The organism is bacterium, from assembly GCA_040755795.1.
In the GTDB taxonomy this organism is placed as follows: domain Bacteria; phylum UBA9089; class CG2-30-40-21; order CG2-30-40-21; family SBAY01; genus JBFLXS01.
The window spans coordinates 1-23,426 of the sequence record JBFLXS010000006.1; the positions used below are offsets into that span (position 1 = coordinate 1).

Sequence of the window (23,426 nt, forward strand, 5' to 3'; positions counted from 1 at the left end):
TTTTGGCACTACAAACCGATTTTGACGAATCCAAAATGTGCAAGTTGCTGATATAACAGGACTTATATTTTTAGAGACAGTGAAAAATATCCTGAATTAGCGATTTTTTCATGAAGTTGGGTTAAGTCAGATTCAGAATAACTTCTCTTTCTTAGTTCACTCCGGATGTGCATTCGAGTTACGGAGCCTTCTTCACGAACGAGCATTGGAACAGTAAAGAGGTCTTTCAAAGTAACTATTTTTTTTGAGCTCCACGGATGAGATGGTGAGACAATGAGAATGAGCCTATCTGAGGTAAACTTTTCAATAAGTAAGTCTTTATAATTTACTTCTGCGCCAACTATGCCCAGGTCTAATTCATGAGCGACCATCTGTTTGGTTATTTCAGAGGTATCCATAATGCGTAAAGCAATTTCAACAGCAGGATATTTTTGTTTAAATGAACCAAGCAAGTGTGGCATTAGACCTTCTCCAATGGTCACACCAGCACCAATGATAATTTTGCCTCTAAGTTTCGGTCCACAGGATTCACTTAATTCATCTTTAATCTGGTCTATACGGCTTAAGATTCCTTTAGCACTATGATATAGAATTTGTCCAGCGGAGGTAGGTAATATTTTACGGTCCAGTCTATCAAGCAATTTGGTGTGCAATTCATTTTCTAATGATTTAACCTGCAAACTTACGGCTGGTTGTGATAGATTGACTATAGTTCCCGCTTTAGAAAAGCTTCCCTGTTCAATTACGGCACAAAATGTCTTAAGTTCTCGTAATTCCATTTATCTTTGATTTTATATTAAATATGAGCATTTGTCAATAAAAATCTAACTGTGATGCAAGGGGCGAGAGAGCAGAGGGTAGAGATAGATGTCCCCCGCTGGCGGGGGATTAAGGAGGTGGAAGTTAGAGGGAGAAAAGCCCTTCAGCCTTCAGCCTGATTACAGACACGGATACCGGAGACGCCTCACGGATTTTTTCGTATTTCATCTGTGTCCATCTGTGGCTGAATAGTTACGATTTGGTTTATAATTTCTTCATCCCCTTCCGGGGCACCCACTTGTGGATCGTTCGTGGTTTTAAAAGATGTGAGTAAGGTTAATCTACCTGCACAGGTCGAAAAAATTTTACATTCCTAACTATTTGATGTATTTAGAGTTAGCAAGATAAATAAAAAAATTTAAAAAATTTTCCTTGACAAAAAATAAAAAATATGATACATATTATTTTGCATTTTGCAATAGAAAAAGTAAGGAGAAAGAATTATGAGAAGGAGAAAAAGTAACACTCATAGTTTATTAACCGAAAACGTTACTTACATAAGTCTAATACATACATACATAATAACGTCACTTTTAAACGCAGGAGATAATGGTTTTTATAATTATAATCAGCAGGTGATATTTAGCCTGCTTTTTTTGTGCCCTTTTGACAGGAAATCGAATATTCAATCCTAAAATTGGGTTATAAGAGGGAGAAAATTGAAAACATTAGGTCAACATTTACTTGTTGAGTTGTTTGAGTGTAATAGGAAAATTCTCGATGATGAAAAGATGATGGAAGAGATTTTAATCCAATCAGCAATTATTGGGGGTGCTACTGTAATGAAACATTTATCCCATAAGTATTCTCCACAAGGGGTAAGTGCTATCGTAATAATTGCTGAATCACATCTATCAATTCATACCTGGCCAGAATATGGATATGCGGGATGTGATATCTTTGCGTGTGCTAATAGCCTTAAGATGGAGAAAGCACTCGATTATATTGTAAGTCAAGTAGAACCAACAAATTTTACACTACTTGAAATAAAAAGAGGAAATATTAAATAAAAGGGAAAAACTTATTTTAAGGTACATTATCCTATATCTCAATGTATTTAACCAGTCAGAATATAATAATAGTAGAGAGAGAAAATGATATATGGGATGGGAATAGATATTGTGGGAATAAAAAGAATAGAAGATGTAATTAACAGGAATAAAGAAAGATTTTTGAAGAAGATATTTACAGATGGGGAGATTAATTATTGTAACTCTCAGAAATTGAAATATCACCATTATGCCGGGAGAATTGCTGTTAAAGAGGCGATGATTAAAGCCCTGGGAAGACGATATGGAATAGATTGGAGAGAGATGGAAGTTAAGAATGGTAAATTTGGTCAACCAAAATTAAATTTATATGGGAAAGCAATAGAAATAATTAAGAAATTGAATATTGTTAGTATTGAGGTTTCTATCTCCCATTGTGATGAATATGCTATAGCCGCGGTTATCTTAGAAAAATAAAGAATGGATAAAGATTATAAAGGAGCTCTTGAAAGAATTAAGAGATGGATAAAGAAAATATACAAAAAATAATAGAAGAAGAAACTCCATTAATAATAAGGGATGATATTATTTTAAGAGCTGAATATGGCTATATAAATACCAATACTTTTATAGTAAAAGATAGTAAAAATGATAAAATGTTTTATATTACAGAGGAAGGATTTAAAATCCTTACAGATTTATCTTCGAGTCGAACAATAAAGGGAATTTTAGGAATAATTTCGCCTCTTGATGAAGGAAAATTAGAAACGGTATATAAATTTTTAGATACTTTTCTAAAAGAAAATATTATTGTTAAAACAGAAAAATATGAAGAGAATAAAAATGTATTAAAAAATTTGGATTTGAAACCGATTGATAAATGTGTTTATACACCAATGAGTTTTCCTTCAACCATAAATTTATATCTAACTAATAGATGTAATTTGATGTGTAGGCATTGTATAAACTCATCTTCTCCGAATGAATTAAAAGGAGATGAACTCTCTACAGAGACAATAAAGGATTTATTAAATCAATTTGATAATGGAGGATTATTAGTATTAAAATTTTCTGGAGGAGAACCTTTATGCCGAGAAGATATAAATGAAATATTATTATCTGCAGCTCAATATAGATTTACATTAGAACTATTTTCTAACGGATTACTTATAAGAGAAGAAGACATAGAACTATTTTCAGAAATCACCAAAATAAAACAAAAAGGATTTTCTATTAATGTATCAATAGATGGAGCTACCCCAAATTCCCATGATTGGTTAAGAGGAAAGGAAGGAGCATTTTTTAAAACATTAGAGACTTTAAAATTACTGGCAAAAAATAAAATAAAAACCTCTGTAGAAGCAATAATACATCAGAAGAATAAGGAGGAATTGGAAGAAATAATTAATATCTGTCTTGATAATGGGGTAAGTGGGGTTTACTTTCACCCTGCTGCTTTCAACGGAAGAGCTATGAAAGAGAAAGACTTATACTTGAATATAGATGATATGTCCAGGATTCTATTAAGAGGTAATGATTTAATAGAGAAATATGCTAAATATACCACCATTATTTTTGACCCTTATCGTATCCCTTTCAAAAAGGAGGAAAATAAGAAAGAAAGACTTGCTTTACCACCAAACTCGTGTCCTGCTGGTATGTGTGATATGGTTATTTCATGTGAAGGGAAAGTTTATCCGTGTATTGAAGCCGTTGGATTTCATAAGTTGGAAATGGGAGATGTGAAAAAAAGGAACATAGGTGATATATGGGAAGATGATAAGTGGAGTATACTTCGAGGAGGATGGGAATTAAAGGAGTTAAAGGTGTGTAATACTTGTAAATTTAAACAGGAGGAATGTAATGTAAGTAGGTGCCGGTGTTACCCGTATAAAATTTTTGGTGATTTTTATGGCCCTTTACCTGAATGCTTCTATAATTATAAAACATTAGAATTAAGTGAAGATAAAATAACCCCCTATTTAAAATTACAAGGGGGATTATTATAAATAGTAAATGAGAATGTAGTTTTCCCCTCTTGTTTTAAAAGTTCTAATAAAAAGGATGTGAAGATGAAGAAGGATACCTCTCTCCTGATAAAAATGGTTATACTGCGAAAGGTGAGATAAGAGAAAATTTCAAATTCTCTCTTACCAAAATATTAGAGAGGAAGGAGGTGATAAAAAATGATTATTGAAGAAATGGAAGTAGAAGGGATACGTAATGAGATGACTAATTGCGGATGTGGAGGCAGTAAGGTGGTATGTAAGTGAGAAAAGAGAATGAAAAACGGGGTGTTATAGAGATAACCCGTAGAGTGAGATGAAGTTAAAAATTTCTATAACACCCCAAAATTTGAAATGGGGGGAGGGGTTACTATTTCTTGTGATTGAGCAAAAAAGTTATTTGGAATGAAATTGATGGGCGTTTTTACTTCAAGTGCGGTTTTATAGGAGTTATTAGTCAAAATTTGATATGATGTGAGACAAAAATCAAATATCAAAATGTAATTCAAAATGTAAAAAGCATGAGATTAAACCTATACAAATTCTCTTTGCATTTTTTTCATTTTGCATTTTGAGGTGGTGGGTGATTCTCTTTGTGAAAATTTGGTTGATAACCGCTATATATATACATGTTAAAGGTGCGATTACCAAAAATTATGCTAAGCAATTTTATCCATTTCACAATTTATAAAAACCAACTTAAGAATTCCAATATTAACAAGGGAAGAGATAATATCATAAGAAAAGTAAAATAACACTTTTAATATTTGGAAGATTTGAATCTAAGTTATGACTTAAAGAAGAAGGATAATCTATTATGAATAAAGAAGATAAATGGATAGTGAGAGAAGATATTATTCTAAGAGATGAAAGTAAATATATAAATTCTAACATATATATAGTAAAAGATAATATATACGGCAGGCCATTTTATGTAACAAGAGAAGGATTTGAAATACTTAAATATTTAGCATTTCCAAGGAAGATAGATGAAATTAAAGAATTCTATAAAAATTTCCTCAAATCTTCATTCTTAAATAAAGAAGAATCTGAAAAGATATCTAAATTTATCAACAAATTTATTGAGAATAATATTATAGTCAAAACAAATGAAGGTAAAGCTCATAAAAAAATATTATCAAATCTTTCACTTCCTTTGGTTAAAGATGTAAATTATATTCCTATGAGCTTCCCCATGGAAGTAATGATTCTTTTAACTGAGAGATGTAATTTAAGTTGTAGACATTGCATAATTTCATCTTCTCCAACTAAATCGAGGAAAGATGAACTTTCTACAGAAGAATTAAAGAGAATATTATTAGAGTTAGATAAAGGAGGATTACTTAATCTCATACTTAGTGGTGGTGAACCTCTGATTAGAAATGATATATGGGAGATATTACTTTTTGCCTCAAGGTTAAGATTTTCTTTAAGTCTACTAACGAATGGAATATTATTATCTCTCCCACAGATAGAAGTACTTTCAGAGATTGCAAAAAGAAAGGGGAGAGGATTTTGGGTAAACATTTCCTTAGACGGTTCAACACCAGAATCTCATGCACGGTTAAGGGGAAAAGAAAGAATTTTTAATCGTACACTACAAAATTTAAAATTGTTAGTGAAGAATAATATCCAATGTTCAACCGAGACAATACTGCATCAGAAAAATAAAGATGAAATTGAATCTATAATTAAAATATGTTTTGAGTTAGGAGTAAAGATAGTAACTTTGCATCCAGCATCCTTAAGTAGAAAGAGGGTTAAAGAAAAAGATTTATATATGACCTTAGATGAAATCATGGAAATTGGATATAAAATAGAAAAATTAAAAGAAAAATATTCTAATTATGGAAAAATAAATTTTGATCTATATCATTATTTTTTTACACAACCATCAGTAAGGATGAAAAAAGAGCAAGAAGAACAGAAAGATAATTCAATTAAGAGAATTAAACTGCCTCAAAATTGTTGTTCGGCTGGAATGTATTCAATGGTCATTTCTGCAAAAGGAAAGGTTTATCCCTGTGATGAAGTTTATGGATTGCAAATGTTTGAGATGGGAGATGTAAGAAAGAGTATTTTAATCGAGATATGGCATAATGAAAAATGGAATATATTTAGAGGAGGATGGAAAAGAGAGGATGTAAAGGTGTGTAATAAATGTATGTACAACGAAAGTTGTAGCATTATTAAATGCAGGTGTTATCCTTATAGCATCTTCAGAGATTTTTATGCCCCTTTACCGGCGTGTGTCTATAATTATAAAACAATAGGATTAAATGAGGAAGATATCACTCAATATAAAACTTGTCTTAATTTTTAATTGAAATTGCAATGGATGAGCCCAAGTTGCGCACTTTAAAGAAACAAATGTAGTAATATCAAGGCTCTACAAGACTTCAGACACTACATCATATATAAATTTCTTAAGAGGTAAGACTCAAGAAGACAAGGATTTTTTATTGATGGCCTTTTTGACGACCATATTGTAAAACAAGAATGTGATTTAAAGAAAGTATTTCTGAAGAACCTAATATATAATATCATAAGTAGAGAAATTTGTCAAGAAGAATTTTACTATTAAAAGACATTTTTTAAGACACTACAAAGGCGATTTTCAGATTTTATATATAGATTTTATGCGGGTTTTTACACGTACCACCCCCCTATTTTTAACTATTTTTTTAACAAAAATGCGCAAGTTGGGTTAGGATTTTGGGACGAAAATTAAAATGAGTATGCGAAGGAGAAAATTCTATAATCCAGAGGATACAAATCCTTGAGGAGGAAAAATGAACCATTATATGAGAACTGAACCTTGCACCAGAGGGCGTAATCTTTTAGTGTGGAACCAGTGGAATGGGAGATAAAGATACACCGGAAGGTAAAGAAATTGAACCCCAAAATCAAATAGTGTGATGAATGTCCAATATTGTCGTTGAGGAGGAGAGGGAATTTTCATATCCATTATTGGCAAGATTATGAGGGCCCAAAGCGGTCTAAGACCGTAGCAAAAATATAGGAGGGAGAGGAAACTATAATGCTCTTACAGGATTTATTAATAAAAATTCCTTTTCTCTTTACATTTTTTTATTATTTTGTACCTTATAAACTAAAATTTCTTTTTTTTCATATTTATTCCATTATATTTTTCAAAAGACACCAAAACCAATATATGCCGAATATATTCTCTAATTTAAAAGAAGCATTAGGGAATGAAAAATCCGAGGCGGAAATTGAGTTGATAGCTAAAAGAAATTTGGGACTCTTAATGAAGAAAGAAGCGGAGTTCTGTTTAAATTTTTCCCGGAAGATTGGGCAGAAAGATAAACGGATAATCTTTGAGTTTGAAAATCTTAAACAAACAGTGAAAATAAATAAAGGAGTGATTATAGCTCCACTTCATCTAACTGAATTTTTTTGGGCATGGCCATATTGGATAGCAAGTCAAGGATACAAAGTTCAAGTAGTTACTAATGAACCATTCGCTAAAGAAAGACTGATGGTAATAAGAGAAGAATTAGATGATGAAAAGGAGAATAAAAGTGGGTGGTATAATATAGAGATAATACAGGTAACTCCTTTGATACTTCAGTCTTGTCGCAATTTTTTAAAAGAAGGAGGAATTGTAATAATATACCCTGAATTTCAAGAGGGAAAGAAAAAACATATCATTGAATTCCTTGGGATTCCTATATATGTAGGATTAGGGATTATAGAGTTAAGTCTCAATATAGGAGCACCAATCCTATTATCTTGGGTAATTAAAAAGAATACTACTGTTATAGCTAGGATAGATAAACCTACGGAGTTAATTCTAACCGGAGATAAAAAAGAGGATATTGAGGTTAATATAAAACAGGTTTTCAAAATAATAGAATCTCATATCCAAAAAGAACCTGAAGAATGGTATCTATGGAAAGAAATTCATAGATTAAGGGCGATTGAAAAATGATTAAAAAGGAGGTTAATTAAATAGGATGAGGGTGCCGAATTTGCTCAAGAGAGTAATATTATTATGTATTTTAGTGGGATTTGTAGATAAATTCTTAGAGGCAAAGGAAGGAGCAATGGGAACAATTACCGATAAATGCAATCTTGCGTCTTGTAAAATAAGCTTTCCAGCAAAGCCACAAGAAAGTAAAGCAGATAATATTGCCAAAGATTTTACCTTAAAGGATATTTTGGGCAAGGGATATTTCCTACAAATGTTTCGTGGGAAGGTTATTTTGTTACATTTTGAAGCTACCTGGTGTGGAGGATGTCAATGCCAGGCTAAAAACATAGAAGGAGTATGGAAAAGATATAAATCAAAGGGAGTCCAGATTCTGAGTATCTATTCTGGAGAAGGGATATCGGCAGTAGTGGATTATAGAAAGCATTATGGCATTACTTATCCACAACTAATAGACCCTTCCTATAGGATATCTCGGGAATACGAGGCGCATATTGTGCCATACACAATTATTATTGACCAGAATATGAAGGTTAGGTATAAATGTGGATTAGTAGGATTCTTTTCTCCTCTTAGATTGATTGATGAGTTGTTTTTATGGTGGATGGCCCAAAAGAAAACCTTACCAGGGGAAGAAATTTCTCTCCCAAAAGAGCAACCTGAAATAAAAGGAAAGGAAGAAATAGGAATAATTGAGATTACTAAAGGTGCAGGGTTGAATGAGTTTTCCACTACCTTGACCGATAATTCAGGTAATGTCTGGGTAGTCTGGTGTGAGAAAAAGGATGAGCGAGGAAATATTTATGCCAGATATTATAATGGTGAGGTCTTGTCTGAGAAAATGGATGTAAGTGGAGATAAAGGGGATAATTATCAACCGAGAATAAGTCTTGATTCATCAGGAAATGTCTGGATAGCCTGGGCTTCCAACAGAGAAGGGAATTATAACATCTATGCCAGATATTACGATGGGGAAAACTGGTCTGAGATAATAAAGGTAACATCTGACAAAAAGGATGAGATGCATCCGGTAATAGCCTGTGATAATACCAATCGTATATGGTTTGCGTGGTATAGATGGACACCAATGTCTTTATTGTTGTTCAGAGAGAGAGGTCGCCATGTATTTGCCAAATATTATGATAATAAGAGTGGTGTTTGGTCAAAAGAAACGCTGATTACACAAGATTTTAGTAAATGGGACCATCACTCAGACCCAGAAATCACAGTAGATAACCAGGGGAAGATATGGTTAAGCTGGACTACTAATTATCATCCCGAATGTTATAAACCACCCAAAAGGCAGAAGTGCGATGGACCTTCTATCTTTGCTAAATGCTATGATGATGATAATTGGGGCACTCCTACAGTGGTAAGTATAGATACCCAAGGACAACATTCCAGGAATAATTACTATTCTAAAATAACTGCTGATAACTCAGGTGGAATATGGATAGTTTGGGAAGGTGCTTCTAAAGATTTTAAAAAGAGAAATATTTATGTTAAATATTATAAAGATGGGAAGTGGTCTGAGGTAATTCCTGTGAGTTCTTATGAAGGAGTTGAAAGTTCTCCAATTATCAGGCTAGATAGAGAGAATAACCCCTGGGTATTATGGAAAAGGGATGTAGATGGAAGATGGGATATTTATGGTAGTTATTATCAGAATAGTAAATGGACATCTCCATTTCCAGTGATTAGCTCAAGTGATGATGTAAATTCTTATGGCTTAGCCGTGGATAAAATGGGTAAAATTTATGTTGTCTGGTCTTCCTATGATGAATATGGTAATTCTAATGTCTATATAAAAAGTATTTTAAGAGGGGAAAAATGATTAATGGGTATAATTAAAATAGAGAATGTAACAAAGGTATTCTATCCCAAAGATGAGAAAAAAAGAATTATTGCCGTAGATAATCTAAATTTAGAAATCGAGAAAGGAGAGATTTTAAGTATTTTAGGACCAAATGGGGCGGGGAAGACTTCCATTGTTAAAATATGCTGTGGGTTATTAATCCCAAATAAGGGAAGAGTTCTAATTAATGGCTATGATGCTTTTACCCATCAGAAAAAAACAAAGAAGATAATAGCTGTACTTCTGGAAGGAGATAGAAATCTTTATTGGCGATTAACCGCCTATCAGAATCTAAAATATTTTGGTGCATTGAAACAATATCATAATAAAGAGTTTGAGAAATGGATTGATTATATTCTGGATTTTTTTGAGTTATCCGACCGTAAACATAACGAGGTTAAAGAATTTTCCAGAGGAATGAAACAAAAACTCTCCTTAGCTGTTGCTTTAATTGGTAACCCGGAGATTTTATTTTTAGATGAGCCTACTTTAGGATTGGATGTTTATGCAAATCGAGCCATAAAAAATAAACTTAGAGAGATTAGCTCTTTAATGCAAAAAACTATTATTATCGCTACGCATCAAATGGATGTAGCGAGGGATCTCTCTAATCGAGTGGCTATCTTAAATCGAGGTAAATTATTAGCCATAGATAAGCCAGAAAGTCTAATTAGATTATTCTCGCGCCAATATTATGAAATCAGGATAAAAGGAGAATTAACCCCTTACCAATATCAAAGTTTATCCGATCTAAATAATTTGAATATCAATAAGGAAGAAGGAGAAATATTAGTCTCTGGTGTTATAGAAGAACCTCACTTTATATATAAAATAATAGATATTCTAAAAGAGGGTACTGAAATTATAGCAATAAATAAAATTGAACCGAGTTTGGAAGAGGTATTTCTAAAAATTATGGGGACGACTAAACAAGGATGATTGATTTATTTTTTCTATTAAAAGAAGAGATTAAAAGAAATATTATTATGCGTAAAAGATACGCTATAGAATATATTGCAGGATTAATATTAATGTATGGTGTGTTTATAGGGATGTTTGCCGGACTTTCTCATATAAAAATGCTCTCAGATGAGAAAATAGGTCCGTATTTAATGATAGGTTATTTAATGTGGCAAATATTTGGTTGGGTGACCATAGAAGGTATAGCGGATGAATTAGGAGATGAGAGTATTTTGGGGACAATTCAACAAATATATATCTCTTCCTTTAAAATAATGGATGTTCTCTTATGTCGGACCCTGGCTAAATTTATACTTGGCAGTGGAGAATTAATGATTATGTTACTGGCAATTTTTCTCACCACAGGTGAATTTTTATATATTACGAGAATATCAGTTATTATTCCATTTGTTCTAACTCTTATGGGTCTATATGGTTTTGGACTTTCGTTAGCTGGGTTAAATTTAGTTTTTAAACGAGTTAGAAATATTACGGAAATTATCACCTGGGCACTCTTTTTCCTTGCGGGCGTAATGATACCATTAGAATTTTTCCCACCTATAATACAATTTATTGGTAAAACACTACCACTAACTCAAGGGATAGAGGTATTAAGAACAATGATTATTGAACAAAAATCATTAATTTTTACCTTACATCAAGGAGACTTATTCCTTTTAATGATAAATTCTGGGGTATATCTGTTATTAGGGATTTATATCTTTAAGATTGCAGAAAAAATTGCTTTAAGACGAGGGATAATTGGATATTTTTAGAGAACAAAGGAAAATATCATCCCAAAATGTAGAATTGATAAAATGTCGATCAAGAAAATTAATCTCTAAGAATGATTATTTTTGCATCTTTGAGCCTTAAAAATGAAAATATGAGGGAAAGGAGACTTTATTTTGAAAGACAATTATGATGTAATCGTTATTGGAGCAGGGATAGGTGGTTTAACCTGCGGAACATTTTTAGCTAAGGAAGGAATAAGTGTATTGGTGGCGGAAAAGAATGATAAGGCAGGAGGATATTGTACCTCATTTAGCCGGGGAGATTATATCTTTGATAGCGGTCCTTCCTCTATTAGTGGCTTAAGCCAAGGAGGGACATTGAGAAACACATTATCTTTGCTTCAGTTAGAAGACGAAATAACATTTCTTCCCTTAGATTTTAAGGAAAAACTCATTTTCCCCAACTATACCATCGTTATTCCAACTAATTTTGAGGAATACCAACAAGAACTTATGAGAAGATTTCCTGATGAGAAGGAAGGGATAACTAAATATTTTAAACATATAGAGAATTTGTATTATGAGTTTCAAAATATAATGGATGGGGATCTTCTAACCTTATCTAAACAACCTTCGTTGGTTTCATTCAAGAAATATCCAAATATGATTAGATTTCGAGATGTAACCTTTCACCAGATATTAGATAAATTTTTTACTGATTGTTCTATTAAGGGAATTTTAGCAGTTGGAGGTTGTGGAAGAATAGGACTTCCTCCTAGCAAAGCTTCATTTATAAGTGTGGCTATTGATAGCATTGAAACTTTAAAATATGGCTTAGTTCATTTTAAAGGAGGGAATCAATTCTTATCAGATGCTTTTGTAAAAGGGCTGGTGAAATATGGTGGGAATTTAATGTTAGGGCAAAAGGTAAAAAAAATATTGATAGAACAACATAAGGCTTGTGGAATTGTGTTAGAAGACGGAACACAAATAAGAGGTAAATATATTGTCTCTAATGGTGATGCTAAACAAACTTTTCTTAATCTAATTGGAGAGGAATATTTAAGTAAAGAATTTGTAAGAATGTTAAATAACGCAGAAGTATCACTATCTGCATTTATAGTTTATCTGGGGGTAAATATTGATTTAAAAAATAAAGGGATAAAAGAAAGTCTATTATGGTATATTCCATCTTACGATATAAAAGAAGAATATGAAAAGAGTTACGATATCCTGGGAGGAGATTTATATATTCTTATCCCCTCAAATATAGATTCGGGATTAGCACCTTTGGGTAAAAGTTGTATTAAGATAGAACAATTAGTGCCGTATCATTGTGGTCATAATTGGGATGAATGTAAGGAAGAGATGGCTAATAGATTAATTAAAAGAGCAGAACAGATTATTCCAGACCTTTCTAACTATATTGAGATTAAAGAAATAGCTACTCCTTTGACCTTGGAGCGATATACTCTAAATAGTGAAGGGGCATGTTATGGTTGGGCTAAGACTATAGAGCAAGGAGAATTTTATTATTCTCCAAACCAAAAGACTCCTATTGAAAATCTTTACTTAGCAGGACACTGGACATTCCCGGGGCATGGTGTTCCCACAGTAGCTTGCTCAGGGATATTAGCAGGTAAGAGTATCTTGTCGGAGATAAATAAATCATGAAAAGGGTTGTTGTCGCAGGAATAGGTGTATTATCACCGATTGGAAATGATAAAGAGGAATATTGGGAAGGTTTAAGAAGTGGCAAGTCAGGCATTGAAACAATTACCCTATTTGATACACGAAATTATAAATTTAAGAGAGGCGGAGAAATAAAGGATTTTAATCCTACAAAATACTTTACCAGGAAAGGACTAAGACGGTTGGATAGAGCTTCTCAAATGGTATTAATTGCTACCCAGGAGGCAATAGATGATGCCCAGATAAATTTTAACCAGATGGAGAAAAACAATTGTGGAGTAGTATTGGGAACTACTCTGGGAGGAATGGTTTCTGGGGAAAAATATTATCGCCATTTGAAAAAGAGGCAAGATAGAGTTTATGCTTCTTTATTATTAGATTTCCCAATGTATTCAGCAACAGACCATATTTCTATCAGATATAAGTGTAGCGGTTCAATCTTGACTATCTCTACCGCGTGCTCTGCAAGTAATCAGGCTATTGGTTGTGCCTTTGATTTAATTCGAAAAGGGGAAGATACAATAATTATCACCGGCGGTTTTGACCCATTGTCAGAATTGACCTTTGCAGGTTTTGGAATATTAAGGATTATGAGCCTTGATAAGATTAGACCCTTTGATAAGAATAGAACAGGATTAATTCTGGGTGAAGGGGTGGGTATTCTTATTTTGGAAGAATTAGAGCATGCTTTAAATAGGAAAGCAAAAATATATGCTGAAATAATCGGATACGGAGCAACTACTGATGCATACCATATGACCGCTCCTCATCCACAAGGAGAAGGTGCAGCTAATGCTATGCAAAAGGCATTAGATGATGCAAATATTAAACCAGATGATGTAGATTATATTAATGCCCATGGGACAGGAACGCTATTTAATGATTTATCAGAAACAATGGCTATAAAAAAGATAATGGGAGAAGGGGCTTATAAAATACCCATTAGTTCTACAAAATCTATGATTGGACATACTTTAGGTGCGGCAGGGGCATTGGAGGCAATTGCTACTATTTTAGCCATGCAAAAAGGGATAATTCCTCCCACAATTAATTATGAAACCCCTGACCCTAAATGTGACCTTAATTATGTGCCCAATTATTCTATTCAAAAAAATATAAGGATTGCTTTATCAAATTCCTTTGGTTTTGGAGGAAATAATGCTACTATAGTGTTTAAAAAATGGGAGGGAGAAACAGATGACTCTACCTCAAAGTAAAATGGAAATGATAAGTAAGATTGCGCAAGAGTATTCCCTTGTCTTTATATGTTTTGAGGATATATTACAAAATAATATTGAAAGATTAAAAATATCTGCAAATAATTATCTTAAATTATCTCTCTTTTATTCATATAAAACAAATTGGTTACCTGGGATATGCAAGGTTATACATAAAAATGGTGTTGGTGCAGAAGTAGTCTCTGGATTTGAGTTGTGGTTAGCACGCTTGCTCAAAGTTCCTAATGAGCAAATTATCTTTAATGGCCCCTGCAAAACTTCAGAGGAATTGAAGGAAGCCAGTAATCCAGGTATTGGATGTTTAAATATAGATTCTTTATCTGAATTTAATCGATTATTAAATACATGGAATGGTAATAGTCCAGGAAATTTAGGGATTAGAATAACCCCTGAAAAAATTAGAGATATGCAGGTGTTTGGAATCCTTAGTTCTGACTATAATACTATTGATAAAATTGTGGAGACAGCTATTAAAAATAACTTTAATCTTAAACTCTTGCATACCCATATAGCTCACTATCTTAACTATAAGGAGATGTGTATTTATGCTTGTGAAGAATTAATTAAAGTTTTAGCTTATCTCTACAAAAAATATAATATTTTTATTAAAAATATAGATTTAGGAGGAGGACTGAATCCTATTTTATTAGGAGAAGATAAAGGTTGTTTTTCAGACTGTGAAAATTTCTTTGCCACAGTAAGCAAGATCTTTGAAAAAGAATTGTTGAAACACAGTCTGCCATATCTTATACCAAATCTTATTTTAGAACCAGGTCGATTTATAGTTAACAATGCAGTTATGTTATTAACCACTATCCATGCTTTAAAAGAAGTAGACAACCAACATATAGCTGTATTAGATGCAGGAACAAATATATTAGGAACGCCACATGAAGATATAATTCCTATTTCCACGACTTCTTCCAATAAGACTATTTTGTATAGATTGGTTGGACCATTATGCTTCCCAGGAGATACAGTAGCTATTTCTGTAAAACTACCACCAGTAAATATAGGTGATAGTCTTTTAATCTTAAATTGTGGTGCTTATAGCTTATCTAACTCCTGGCAGTTTATTAAAACAAGACCACCAGTAATATTGGTGACAAACAATGATGAGATTAAAATTATTAGAGAAAAAGAGAGGTATGAAGATATGATAGCCCTGGACAGGTATGATAATCTTTAAGTGAGAAGAAATACTATGGGAGATTTTACAAAACCAGAATTTTGGAATGAGAGTGAAGAATATATATTTATAAGTATTTTCCCTGGAACGAGGGATTTTGTGAACTTATTTAACATAGGCTCATTTATAACTTCCGCTGATAAGATTTTACATGTGGGTTGTGGACCAGGTGATTGTGTCATAGAATTAGGACAACACATAAAAGAGGGTATGGTCTATGGTATTGATTTCTCAGAACACTCAATTAATATTGCTCTAGAAAAGTTAAAATCCCCCACTTTCATTCCTCAAGTAATGGTATGGGGGAGAATAATGGGATTGTGGCATGAAGGGATAATTAAAGATGAAGATTTATATAAATTCACATTAGAGATGTGTAGAGAAAGCAAAAAAGATATTCTATCTGAGATAAAAAATGTATATCATCAATATATAGAAATAATAAAACATTATACCTTATTATCACCATATTCTACCCTTACATCAGGATTAAAAAAATTAGGGTTGATTGACATTTCTACCCCTCTTTGTTACTATAAATTAATTGAAGGGGTCAAAAGATTTAATGACCCAATATTTGAGAAAATTGTAGAAACGGATATTCAGAAGTTACAACAAGTAGTAAAATTTGATAAAATGGATGCGTTCTATCTTTTATATCCTGATAATTATTTTGACAAGGTTTTCGCTCGAGAGATAGAACCGCTTCTTCGTAAAAATGGCTCAAAATGGTTAGATGAGATGATAAGAGTATGTAAACATGACGGCGTGATTTTATATGGAGGTTTCAGACTCCCGGGAGAATATCTAAAATCAGATGAGTTAGAAAGTGTTATTTCAGAAATAGAAAAAAGAGAAAAAATTACTTTGATAGAAATGGGGAAAAGGAAGTTGGTCTCGTGGTGGGACCCATTATTTAATCTGTCAGACCTTAATGAGAATGTATTTACTCCATATGTGATAATAAAAAAAGATTGACAAGGAGAAAAAAATGGAAATAGAGAGTATATTTGTGACAAAGTTACCAGATTGGAAGGTTCTGGAAAGGAAAAATAAGAGACAGATAAGTTTTTCAAAACCATTTGAACGGGAAGAGATTGTATTCGAAGCTCCAGCAACAATCCCTAGTATGGGAAAGGCTGGAGTAATTAAGATGAGAATAAATTATCCTCTTCCAAATGAAGAATTGATTATAAGAAGGTCGATAGAAATAGCGAAGGAAGAGATGTGTAAAGGAATACCTCCCTACTTAAAATATAATGAAGATGAAATTTCAATTGAAACGATAACTATTGAAAATAAAAGAGTAGAAAGTGTGACCATCCCGCTCTATGTATTTCCAGGTATCACACCAAAAGTTAGGTCTATTATTATATCTATGGGCAAAATAACATATGTTACCTATGGACTCTATGAGAATGCTGAGATTTTAGCTAATATATTGATAGAAAATATAACTGAGGAAGAAAGATGAACGCTCGTGTTGTAATCACAGGTATAGGCATAATTTCTCCCTATGGGGTAGGGGAGGAAGTCTTTTATAAGGCATTAAAAGAAGGAACCTCCTGTATAAAGAAGATATCTTTATTTGATGTATCTTCTTTTAAATCTCAAAAAGGTGGTCTTATTACTAATTTTTTACCAGAAGAATTTGATAATGATGAAAGGTTTTGTCGCTTACCAAGGATTGCTCAATATTCAATTGTTGCCGCAGATTTGGTTATGAAAGATATACAAGATGCTTTTGATTCTACTAAAATAGGAATATTTTTAGGGACGGACCATGGAGCAATAGAATTTACTGAAAGATTTTATTCAAATTTAATTGAAAAAGGTCCTGAAAGGGTTAATCCGTTATTATTTCAAGAAACGGTATTTAATGCCCCTGCAAGTCATATTAGTTTAAAATATAAAATTAAGGGACCAACTATCGTCATTACCTCTGGTTATGTTTCGGGATTATTATCTGTTATGCAAGGAGTTGATTATCTTCAGAGAGGGAAATTAGATTTAGCTATAGTTGGGGGAATAGAGGAATTAACAAAGACAGTTTATGAAGTGGAATATCATTTAGGAATTCTATCCCCTCAAGATGAAGGAGAGGAAGAGTGTAGACCGTTTGATGCAAAGAGGAACGGGTTTATCCCTTCCGAGGGGGCAGGAATTCTTCTGATAGAGAGATTAGACCAGGCACGGAAACGAAAAGCTCATATCTACGGAGAAATAATAGGTTGGGGAAATTCATCTGATTCGTATAAAATTGCTGATTACTCTCCTGAGGGTGAGGGAATTAAAAATGCTATGTTAAAGGCATTGAGAGAGGCAAACTTAAATCCCGAAAAGATAGATTATATTGCTGCGGCTGCCAATGGAAGCAGAGTATTAGATAGAGCTGAAACAAAGGCAATAAAGGATGTATTTGGCAATTATGCTTATAAAATTGCTCTCAGTAGTATAAAATCTATAGTTGGTGAATCAAGTGCACCAAGTGGTGTTTTTAATTTAATCGCAGTCCTATTTAGCATGGAGAATAATCTTATTCCTCCAACAATAAATTATGAAAATTATGATCCTGAATGTGATCTTTATTATGTTCCGAACATACCGAAAAGAATGGAAGTAAAAACAGGACTGGCTAATGCCATCTCCTTTGGTGGTAATAGTTGTAGTATTATAGTCCAAAAATTATAAAAAAGAAAGGAGTAAGTAAAAAATATGGAAGAAGTGATTTCAATTGATGAGATTAAAAAAAGACTAAAACAACTCATTGTGGAACGGTTAAGGTTAAAAATTAAGCTTGAGGAAATAGAGGATGAAGCACCGCTTTTTGTAGAAGGATTAGGATTAGACTCAATTGAGGCGTTAGAGATTATAGTAGGGATAGAAGAGGAGTTTAATATAACTGTTCCTGGTGGAGAGGATGAGGAAATGCAACAAAGATTTTATTCTATTAATACTTTAGCCCAATATGTCAAGGAACTCTTAGAAAAGAAGGATTTAGAAGTACCAACTCCACAATACCTCTAAAAAGGAATAATGAAAATGGAAGAAAAGATAATGGAGATATATGACATAAAAAACCGAATACCTCATAGATTCCCAATGTTATTAGTAGATAGAATAATTGAAATAGAAAGAGGTAAACGGGCAGTAGGGGTTAAATGTGTAACCATAAACGAAGGTTTCTTTGAAGGCCATTTCCCTGAGGAACCTATTATGCCAGGTGTTCTGATCATCGAATCTATGTCTCAAGTAGCCGGTATCCTTCTCTCAGAAGAAAATGAGAGAGGGAGAAAAAATGAGGGAAAGGAAAATGAGAATGAGGAGAGAAGAATGTATTTGGGGATGGTAGATCATATTAAATTTCGTAAACCTGTAATTCCTGGCGATAGAATGCTCATTGAGGTTAATGTCATAAAAACCTTTGTGAATATGGCGAAAGTTAAGGGAGAGGTAAAGGTAGATAATGAAATTGTAGCCGAGGGAGAATTAGATTTTGTTGTAGTTAAGAGAAAGGGTAGATAATAGTATTGAAGGGAAATATTCGGATAAAAGAGGAAAACCTTGAGAGAAAAAGTTTGAACTTTTATTATCAAAGGAGAAACACCTAATGGCTAATTTATTAGCGGGAAAGGTAGCGATAATTACAGGAGGCACGAAAGGAATTGGAAAGGCAATTACTCTAAAATTTGCTCAGGAAGGAGCAAAAGTGGTGATTAATTATGCCCATGATGACCAGGAGGCGAAAAAAACAGAAGAGGAAATAAGAACCATAGGACAAGAAGTATTACTGGTGAAAGGTTCAGTAAGTGATTGGTTAGCAGTTGAAAGAATGATAAAAGAGACGATTAATAAATGGAAACAAATTGATATCCTGGTAAATAATGCAGGAGGTACAAGAGATGGTTTTTTGATGACCATGTCAGATAAAAATTGGGATGAAGTTATAGAATTAAATCTGAAAGGAACTTATTATTGTTGTAAGGCTGTCTTAAAAACTATGATTAGCCAAAAAAGTGGGAAAATTATTAATATGTCCTCTTTAACAGGAATTACAGGACAGATAGGGCAAACCAATTATGCGGCCGCAAAAGGCGGGATAATAAGTTTTACTAAAGCGTTAGCAAGAGAAGTAGGAAGGTTTGGAATATATGCAAATACAGTTGTCCCTGGGTTTATTGATACAGAGATGATACGAAAACTTCATCCAGAAATTATAGAGATGCATATAGAACTTACCCCATTAGGAAGACTTGGAAAACCAGAAGAAGTAGCAGATGTAGCTTTATTCCTTGCTTCAGATATGTCAAGTTATATTACAGGTCAAATAATTCATGTCAATGGTGGTGAATATATGTAACAAGGTTTTTGAAATGTTCATAACTCATTGCAAGATAAGAAGATATAATTTAAAAAGGAGAGGGAAAAATAATGAATATAACCAGAAGGAAAATTTTTAAAAAATTATTAGAAAAAGACCAAGTATTTTTAAAGTTATTAGAAAATCAAGAATCACCTCTTGAGTTCATGAAAGAATTACATTCTTTATACAAAGAAAATTTAATAACATTATCAGCCAATAAATACTTTACTATTACCGAGAAAGGAAAAAGATATGCTAATACCCTTAGATTTTTACCAGGAAAAGTAAGATGCGAATTATGTCAAGGTAAAGGGATTGATACTACTGAATACCAGTGTATTCTAACAAAATTTAAAGAAATAGTTAAAGATAGACCACTCCCGGTAAACGAATATGACCAGGGACCAGTTACTCCTGAAGATAGTCTAAGAAGGGTTCTATTTATGTTAGAAAGAGGAGATCTTCAAGATAAAAGGATATTAATCTTAGGAGATGATGATTTAATAAGCATTGTTATTGCAATGATGAAGGTAACTGAGAGGATAACAGTGGTGGAAATAGATCAAAGATTAATTGAGTTCATTGAAGCAAGTGGTTTAAATATTGAAATCACTCATTACAATGCTGAAGAAACTTTAACATTACCTATTAAATACAGCACTTTTATTACTGATCCGGTAGAAACTATCGAGGGATGGAAATTATTTTTATCAAGAGGGATTTCCTGTCTCGATAAATGTGGAACTGTTTATTTCGCCTTGACATCACTGAGATCTTCAAGGGAAAAATGGTATGAGTTCCAAAGACTAATAAGTGAAATGGGATTAATAATAACAGATATGTTAAGAGATTTCAGCACTTATCCTATGGAAACAAATATTTTAAAGAGTAAATTAGAGAATGGTGAACATTTTATGCCTAAAAAAATGACAAGTTTTTTAGAAGAGTTTCTCTTCTCCCAGGAAGATAATTATGAAGATAGTAAGTGGTATACTTCTACTTTTGTAAGGGCTGAGGCAATAAATGAACCACGACCTCTTATAATCGGTAACTACAAACTTGGTAATATAATGTATAAGGATAATGAAGGTGTAGAAATAGAAAGCTGTTTTAAAAAGCTTTTCTTTGAAATTTATAAAGACTTACAAAGTGAAAAGCAGTAAAAAAAACAGATGGATGAGAAAGTAGTAGTAACAGGAATAGGGGTGATTACCTCTGTTGGTATGGGGAAAGAAGAATTCTGGAATTCCTTAATTTGTGGAAAAGAAGGAATTAAGGAAATAACTTCTTTTGATACGAGAAAGTACAAATGTAGGAAAGGAGGGGAGATTGAAAGATTTACCTTTCCATCTTATTTAAAAAAGGCAGATAGATCTTCTCAGTTATTAGCTACTTGTGTTGAGGAAGCTATTAGTGATGCTAAATTGGATTTAGACAAAGAAGATAAGGAAATGACAGGAGTGGTAATTGGAACCGCTCTGGGAGGAATTTTATCTGGTGAAAAGATTCATTTTGCCTTAAAAAATAATCAACAGAGGAAGATTAAATCATTATTTTTAGAATATCCTTTACATAGAAGTGCAGAGTATATTCGAGATAGATTTAATCTGAAAGGATCTATTATTACTCTGAGTAATGCTTGTACTTCAAGCAGTAACGCTATAGGGTATGCATACAATCTTATTCGGTATAAAAGAAGTGAGATAATGATAGTGGGAGGGGTAGATACCTTATCCCAATTTGTTTTTAGCGGATTTAATTCTCTAAGGATACTTACAGAAGATAAATGTCGACCTTTTGATAAAAAAAGGGATGGCTTAGTTTTAGGGGAAGGAGCAGGAGTGATAATCTTAGAAAGGCTACATCATGCTTTATATAGAAACGCACATATTTATGCTGAAATAGTTGGTTACAGTAACAGTTGTGATGCATGTCATATAAGTGCTCCTGATAAGGAAAGTGATGGGGCTTATCAAGCTATAAAAATTGCTTTAAAAGAAGCAAAATTAAAAATAAAAGATATAGATTATATTCACCTTCATGGAAATGGAACAATTTATAATGATAGAATGGAATCTACAGCAATTAAAAGAGCTTTTGGAGTTTATAAGGAAAAGATTCCAGTTTCTGCAATTAAAGCTATGACAGGATATACATTAGGGGCAAGTGGTGTAATAGATGGAATAACCTGTATCTTGATTATGAATAATAATTTTATCCCCCCTATTATAAATTATGCAACCCCTGATTCTGAATGTAACCTTAATTTTGTAACTAATAAAGGGAAAAAAAGAAAGGTTAAGATTTCTTTATCCTTGAGTTCTGGATTTGGGGGAGCTAATACAGTAATTCTCTTTAAAAAATATTCGGGAAGAAAACACAATAATGGAAAACAATAGAGTAGTTATCTCTGGGATAGGGGTTATAAGTTCTATAGGGATAGGGAAGGAGGCTTTCTGGAATGCTTTAGAGAAAGGAGAGTCAGGGATAAGAGAAATTTCCAGATTTGATACTTCTTCTTGTAAGGCTAAATTAGGAGGTGAAATTAAAAATTTTGACTTTTACTCGCTAATGCAAATATCGGAAAGTAATGATGATAGTAGATACAGATTGATGGATTCCCTTTCTAAATTGGGAGTAGCAGGGACAAAATTAGCTCTGGAAGATACAGATTTGGAGATTAAAAAAAATGAGACTTCCAGAAAAGGTGTTATAGTTGGTACAGTTTTTGGATGTTTAGAAAGTAACGAAATGTTTAATGAAGGAATACTTAGAAAAGGTCCTCTATATGTGAATCCAATAATATTTAAGAATACAATATCTAATGGTGTAGGGGCACAAGTGGCGATTGAGTATAGTATTAAGGGAGTAAATCTTACTTTTACATCAGGAATAACCTCAGGGATGCATGCCATTATTTATGCCTTTGATCTTATCAAACATGGGGAAGCAGATATTATCATTACCATAGGGATAGATAAACTTTGTCAAGTGTTATTTCAGGGTTTTGATATGTTAAGACTTTTATCCCCTCAAGATAACAAATTAGAAGGGTGTCGACCATTTGACCGCACTCGTAATGGTTTAGTAATAGGAGAGGGAGCAGGGGTTCTAATTTTGGAGAAATTAAGCTATGCATTAGAGAGAAAGTCGAAGATATATGCAGAAATAGTTGGTTTTGGAATAGCCAGTGGGGAAGAAAATATCGCACGAGCAATGAGACTATCATTAGAAAATGCAAAGATTTTACCTCAAAAAATTGATTATATCTGTACCAGCGCAAATTCGACTAAAGAATTAGATAGGAGAGAAACAAAATCAATTAAAGATGTATTTGGGGAATGTGCTTATAAAATCCCAATAAGTAGTATTAAATCTATCGTAGGAGAAACTTTTGGAGCAGGAGGAATATTTAATGTCATAAGTGGTGCTATGGCTATTTCAGAGGGGATAATACCTCCTACTATTAATTATGAAAATCAAGACCCAGAATGTAACCTCAATTATGTACCTAACTATCCTCAAAGATCTAAAGTTGAATTTGTTTTAGCCAATACAGCCGGGAGAAAAAAAGGAGAAGCTATTTCAATAGCTATGAAGAGATATACGCCATAATTTTTTATAGG

General features: G+C 32.9%; 21 protein-coding genes. 20 read left to right on the forward strand and 1 reads right to left on the reverse strand.

Going from position 1 to position 23,426, the window contains the following annotated elements:
• Positions 1–62 precede the first annotated feature (62 nt).
• A complete protein-coding gene (locus AB1414_00760) occupies positions 63–779 on the reverse strand; it encodes a LysR family transcriptional regulator (GenBank protein MEW6605966.1) in 717 nt (238 codons plus the stop codon).
• A 699-nt stretch (positions 780–1,478) separates the two neighbouring features.
• On the opposite strand from AB1414_00760, the gene speD reads away from it, so the two are divergent.
• The 20 genes from speD to AB1414_00860 all read left to right on the forward strand — a co-directional run bounded on the left by speD (position 1,479) and on the right by AB1414_00860 (position 23,415).
• The gene (gene speD / locus AB1414_00765) at positions 1,479–1,829 is read left to right on the forward strand and encodes an adenosylmethionine decarboxylase (protein MEW6605967.1); all 351 of its coding nucleotides are present in this window, start codon (positions 1,479–1,481) and stop codon (positions 1,827–1,829) included.
• A gap of 84 nt (positions 1,830–1,913) precedes the next feature.
• A complete protein-coding gene (gene acpS / locus AB1414_00770; protein MEW6605968.1) occupies positions 1,914–2,285 on the forward strand; it encodes a holo-ACP synthase in 372 nt (123 codons plus the stop codon).
• Positions 2,286–2,329: 44 nt separating this feature from the next.
• Positions 2,330–3,817, forward strand: a complete 1,488-nt coding sequence (locus tag AB1414_00775) for a radical SAM protein (protein ID MEW6605969.1) — start codon at positions 2,330–2,332, stop codon at positions 3,815–3,817.
• 814 nt (positions 3,818–4,631) lie between these two features.
• Positions 4,632–6,137, forward strand: a complete 1,506-nt coding sequence (locus tag AB1414_00780) for a radical SAM protein (protein MEW6605970.1) — start codon at positions 4,632–4,634, stop codon at positions 6,135–6,137.
• A 717-nt stretch (positions 6,138–6,854) separates the two neighbouring features.
• Positions 6,855–7,769: a hypothetical protein gene (locus AB1414_00785; GenBank protein ID MEW6605971.1), complete on the forward strand. Its 915-nt coding sequence runs from the start codon at positions 6,855–6,857 to the stop codon at positions 7,767–7,769.
• A 25-nt stretch (positions 7,770–7,794) separates the two neighbouring features.
• Positions 7,795–9,603 carry a redoxin domain-containing protein gene (locus AB1414_00790; GenBank protein ID MEW6605972.1) on the forward strand — a complete coding sequence of 603 codons (1,809 nt, stop codon included), beginning with the start codon at positions 7,795–7,797 and terminating at the stop codon, positions 9,601–9,603.
• A gap of 3 nt (positions 9,604–9,606) precedes the next feature.
• Positions 9,607–10,563, forward strand: a complete 957-nt coding sequence (locus AB1414_00795; protein MEW6605973.1) for an ABC transporter ATP-binding protein — start codon at positions 9,607–9,609, stop codon at positions 10,561–10,563.
• Positions 10,560–11,360 carry an ABC transporter permease gene (locus AB1414_00800; protein MEW6605974.1) on the forward strand — a complete coding sequence of 267 codons (801 nt, stop codon included), beginning with the start codon at positions 10,560–10,562 and terminating at the stop codon, positions 11,358–11,360. The genes AB1414_00795 and AB1414_00800 overlap by 4 nt, the downstream gene beginning before the upstream one ends.
• A 132-nt stretch (positions 11,361–11,492) precedes the next feature.
• On the forward strand, positions 11,493–12,992 hold the full coding sequence (locus AB1414_00805; protein MEW6605975.1) for an NAD(P)/FAD-dependent oxidoreductase: 1,500 nt from the start codon (positions 11,493–11,495) through the stop codon (positions 12,990–12,992).
• Positions 12,989–14,227: a beta-ketoacyl-[acyl-carrier-protein] synthase family protein gene (locus tag AB1414_00810; protein ID MEW6605976.1), complete on the forward strand. Its 1,239-nt coding sequence runs from the start codon at positions 12,989–12,991 to the stop codon at positions 14,225–14,227. Before AB1414_00805 ends, AB1414_00810 begins: the two co-directional genes overlap by 4 nt.
• Positions 14,208–15,437 (forward strand): hypothetical protein, encoded by a 1,230-nt coding sequence (locus AB1414_00815; GenBank protein MEW6605977.1) that lies wholly within the window; start codon positions 14,208–14,210, stop codon positions 15,435–15,437. The genes AB1414_00810 and AB1414_00815 overlap by 20 nt, the downstream gene beginning before the upstream one ends.
• Positions 15,438–15,452: 15 nt before the next feature.
• Complete coding sequence (locus AB1414_00820; protein ID MEW6605978.1) at positions 15,453–16,415, forward strand: class I SAM-dependent methyltransferase; 963 nt, start codon at positions 15,453–15,455, stop codon at positions 16,413–16,415.
• A 13-nt stretch (positions 16,416–16,428) separates the two neighbouring features.
• Complete coding sequence (locus tag AB1414_00825; GenBank protein MEW6605979.1) at positions 16,429–16,911, forward strand: hypothetical protein; 483 nt, start codon at positions 16,429–16,431, stop codon at positions 16,909–16,911.
• Entirely contained in the window at positions 16,908–18,128 is a 1,221-nt protein-coding gene (locus AB1414_00830) for a beta-ketoacyl-[acyl-carrier-protein] synthase family protein (GenBank protein MEW6605980.1), read from the forward strand. The genes AB1414_00825 and AB1414_00830 overlap by 4 nt, the downstream gene beginning before the upstream one ends.
• A gap of 24 nt (positions 18,129–18,152) precedes the next feature.
• On the forward strand, positions 18,153–18,464 hold the full coding sequence (locus tag AB1414_00835; GenBank protein ID MEW6605981.1) for a phosphopantetheine-binding protein: 312 nt from the start codon (positions 18,153–18,155) through the stop codon (positions 18,462–18,464).
• Positions 18,465–18,479: 15 nt separating this feature from the next.
• Entirely contained in the window at positions 18,480–18,962 is a 483-nt protein-coding gene (gene fabZ / locus AB1414_00840) for a 3-hydroxyacyl-ACP dehydratase FabZ (GenBank protein ID MEW6605982.1), read from the forward strand.
• Positions 18,963–19,047: 85 nt separating this feature from the next.
• On the forward strand, positions 19,048–19,797 hold the full coding sequence (gene fabG, locus AB1414_00845; GenBank protein ID MEW6605983.1) for a 3-oxoacyl-[acyl-carrier-protein] reductase: 750 nt from the start codon (positions 19,048–19,050) through the stop codon (positions 19,795–19,797).
• Between the two features lie 71 nt (positions 19,798–19,868).
• Positions 19,869–20,963 (forward strand): bis-aminopropyl spermidine synthase family protein, encoded by a 1,095-nt coding sequence (locus AB1414_00850; protein MEW6605984.1) that lies wholly within the window; start codon positions 19,869–19,871, stop codon positions 20,961–20,963.
• Between the two features lie 9 nt (positions 20,964–20,972).
• On the forward strand, positions 20,973–22,199 hold the full coding sequence (locus AB1414_00855) for a beta-ketoacyl-[acyl-carrier-protein] synthase family protein (GenBank protein MEW6605985.1): 1,227 nt from the start codon (positions 20,973–20,975) through the stop codon (positions 22,197–22,199).
• Positions 22,186–23,415, forward strand: a complete 1,230-nt coding sequence (locus AB1414_00860; GenBank protein MEW6605986.1) for a beta-ketoacyl-[acyl-carrier-protein] synthase family protein — start codon at positions 22,186–22,188, stop codon at positions 23,413–23,415. The genes AB1414_00855 and AB1414_00860 overlap by 14 nt, the downstream gene beginning before the upstream one ends.
• Positions 23,416–23,426: the final 11 nt, after the last annotated feature.

Coding starts and splice junctions, on each gene's coding strand:
- AB1414_00795 (MEW6605973.1), top strand. CDS start 9,607: ATGGGTATAATTAAAATAGAGAATGTAACAAAGGTATTCTATCCCAAA.
- AB1414_00760 (MEW6605966.1), bottom strand. CDS start 779: ATGGAATTACGAGAACTTAAGACATTTTGTGCCGTAATTGAACAGGGA.
- AB1414_00860 (MEW6605986.1), top strand. CDS start 22,186: ATGGAAAACAATAGAGTAGTTATCTCTGGGATAGGGGTTATAAGTTCT.
- AB1414_00815 (MEW6605977.1), top strand. CDS start 14,208: ATGACTCTACCTCAAAGTAAAATGGAAATGATAAGTAAGATTGCGCAA.
- AB1414_00830 (MEW6605980.1), top strand. CDS start 16,908: ATGAACGCTCGTGTTGTAATCACAGGTATAGGCATAATTTCTCCCTAT.
- AB1414_00775 (MEW6605969.1), top strand. CDS start 2,330: ATGGATAAAGAAAATATACAAAAAATAATAGAAGAAGAAACTCCATTA.
- AB1414_00810 (MEW6605976.1), top strand. CDS start 12,989: ATGAAAAGGGTTGTTGTCGCAGGAATAGGTGTATTATCACCGATTGGA.
- AB1414_00780 (MEW6605970.1), top strand. CDS start 4,632: ATGAATAAAGAAGATAAATGGATAGTGAGAGAAGATATTATTCTAAGA.
- AB1414_00785 (MEW6605971.1), top strand. CDS start 6,855: ATGCTCTTACAGGATTTATTAATAAAAATTCCTTTTCTCTTTACATTT.
- AB1414_00800 (MEW6605974.1), top strand. CDS start 10,560: ATGATTGATTTATTTTTTCTATTAAAAGAAGAGATTAAAAGAAATATT.
- AB1414_00790 (MEW6605972.1), top strand. CDS start 7,795: ATGAGGGTGCCGAATTTGCTCAAGAGAGTAATATTATTATGTATTTTA.
- acpS (MEW6605968.1), top strand. CDS start 1,914: ATGATATATGGGATGGGAATAGATATTGTGGGAATAAAAAGAATAGAA.
- AB1414_00855 (MEW6605985.1), top strand. CDS start 20,973: ATGGATGAGAAAGTAGTAGTAACAGGAATAGGGGTGATTACCTCTGTT.
- fabG (MEW6605983.1), top strand. CDS start 19,048: ATGGCTAATTTATTAGCGGGAAAGGTAGCGATAATTACAGGAGGCACG.
- fabZ (MEW6605982.1), top strand. CDS start 18,480: ATGGAAGAAAAGATAATGGAGATATATGACATAAAAAACCGAATACCT.
- AB1414_00850 (MEW6605984.1), top strand. CDS start 19,869: ATGAATATAACCAGAAGGAAAATTTTTAAAAAATTATTAGAAAAAGAC.
- AB1414_00820 (MEW6605978.1), top strand. CDS start 15,453: ATGGGAGATTTTACAAAACCAGAATTTTGGAATGAGAGTGAAGAATAT.
- AB1414_00835 (MEW6605981.1), top strand. CDS start 18,153: ATGGAAGAAGTGATTTCAATTGATGAGATTAAAAAAAGACTAAAACAA.
- AB1414_00825 (MEW6605979.1), top strand. CDS start 16,429: ATGGAAATAGAGAGTATATTTGTGACAAAGTTACCAGATTGGAAGGTT.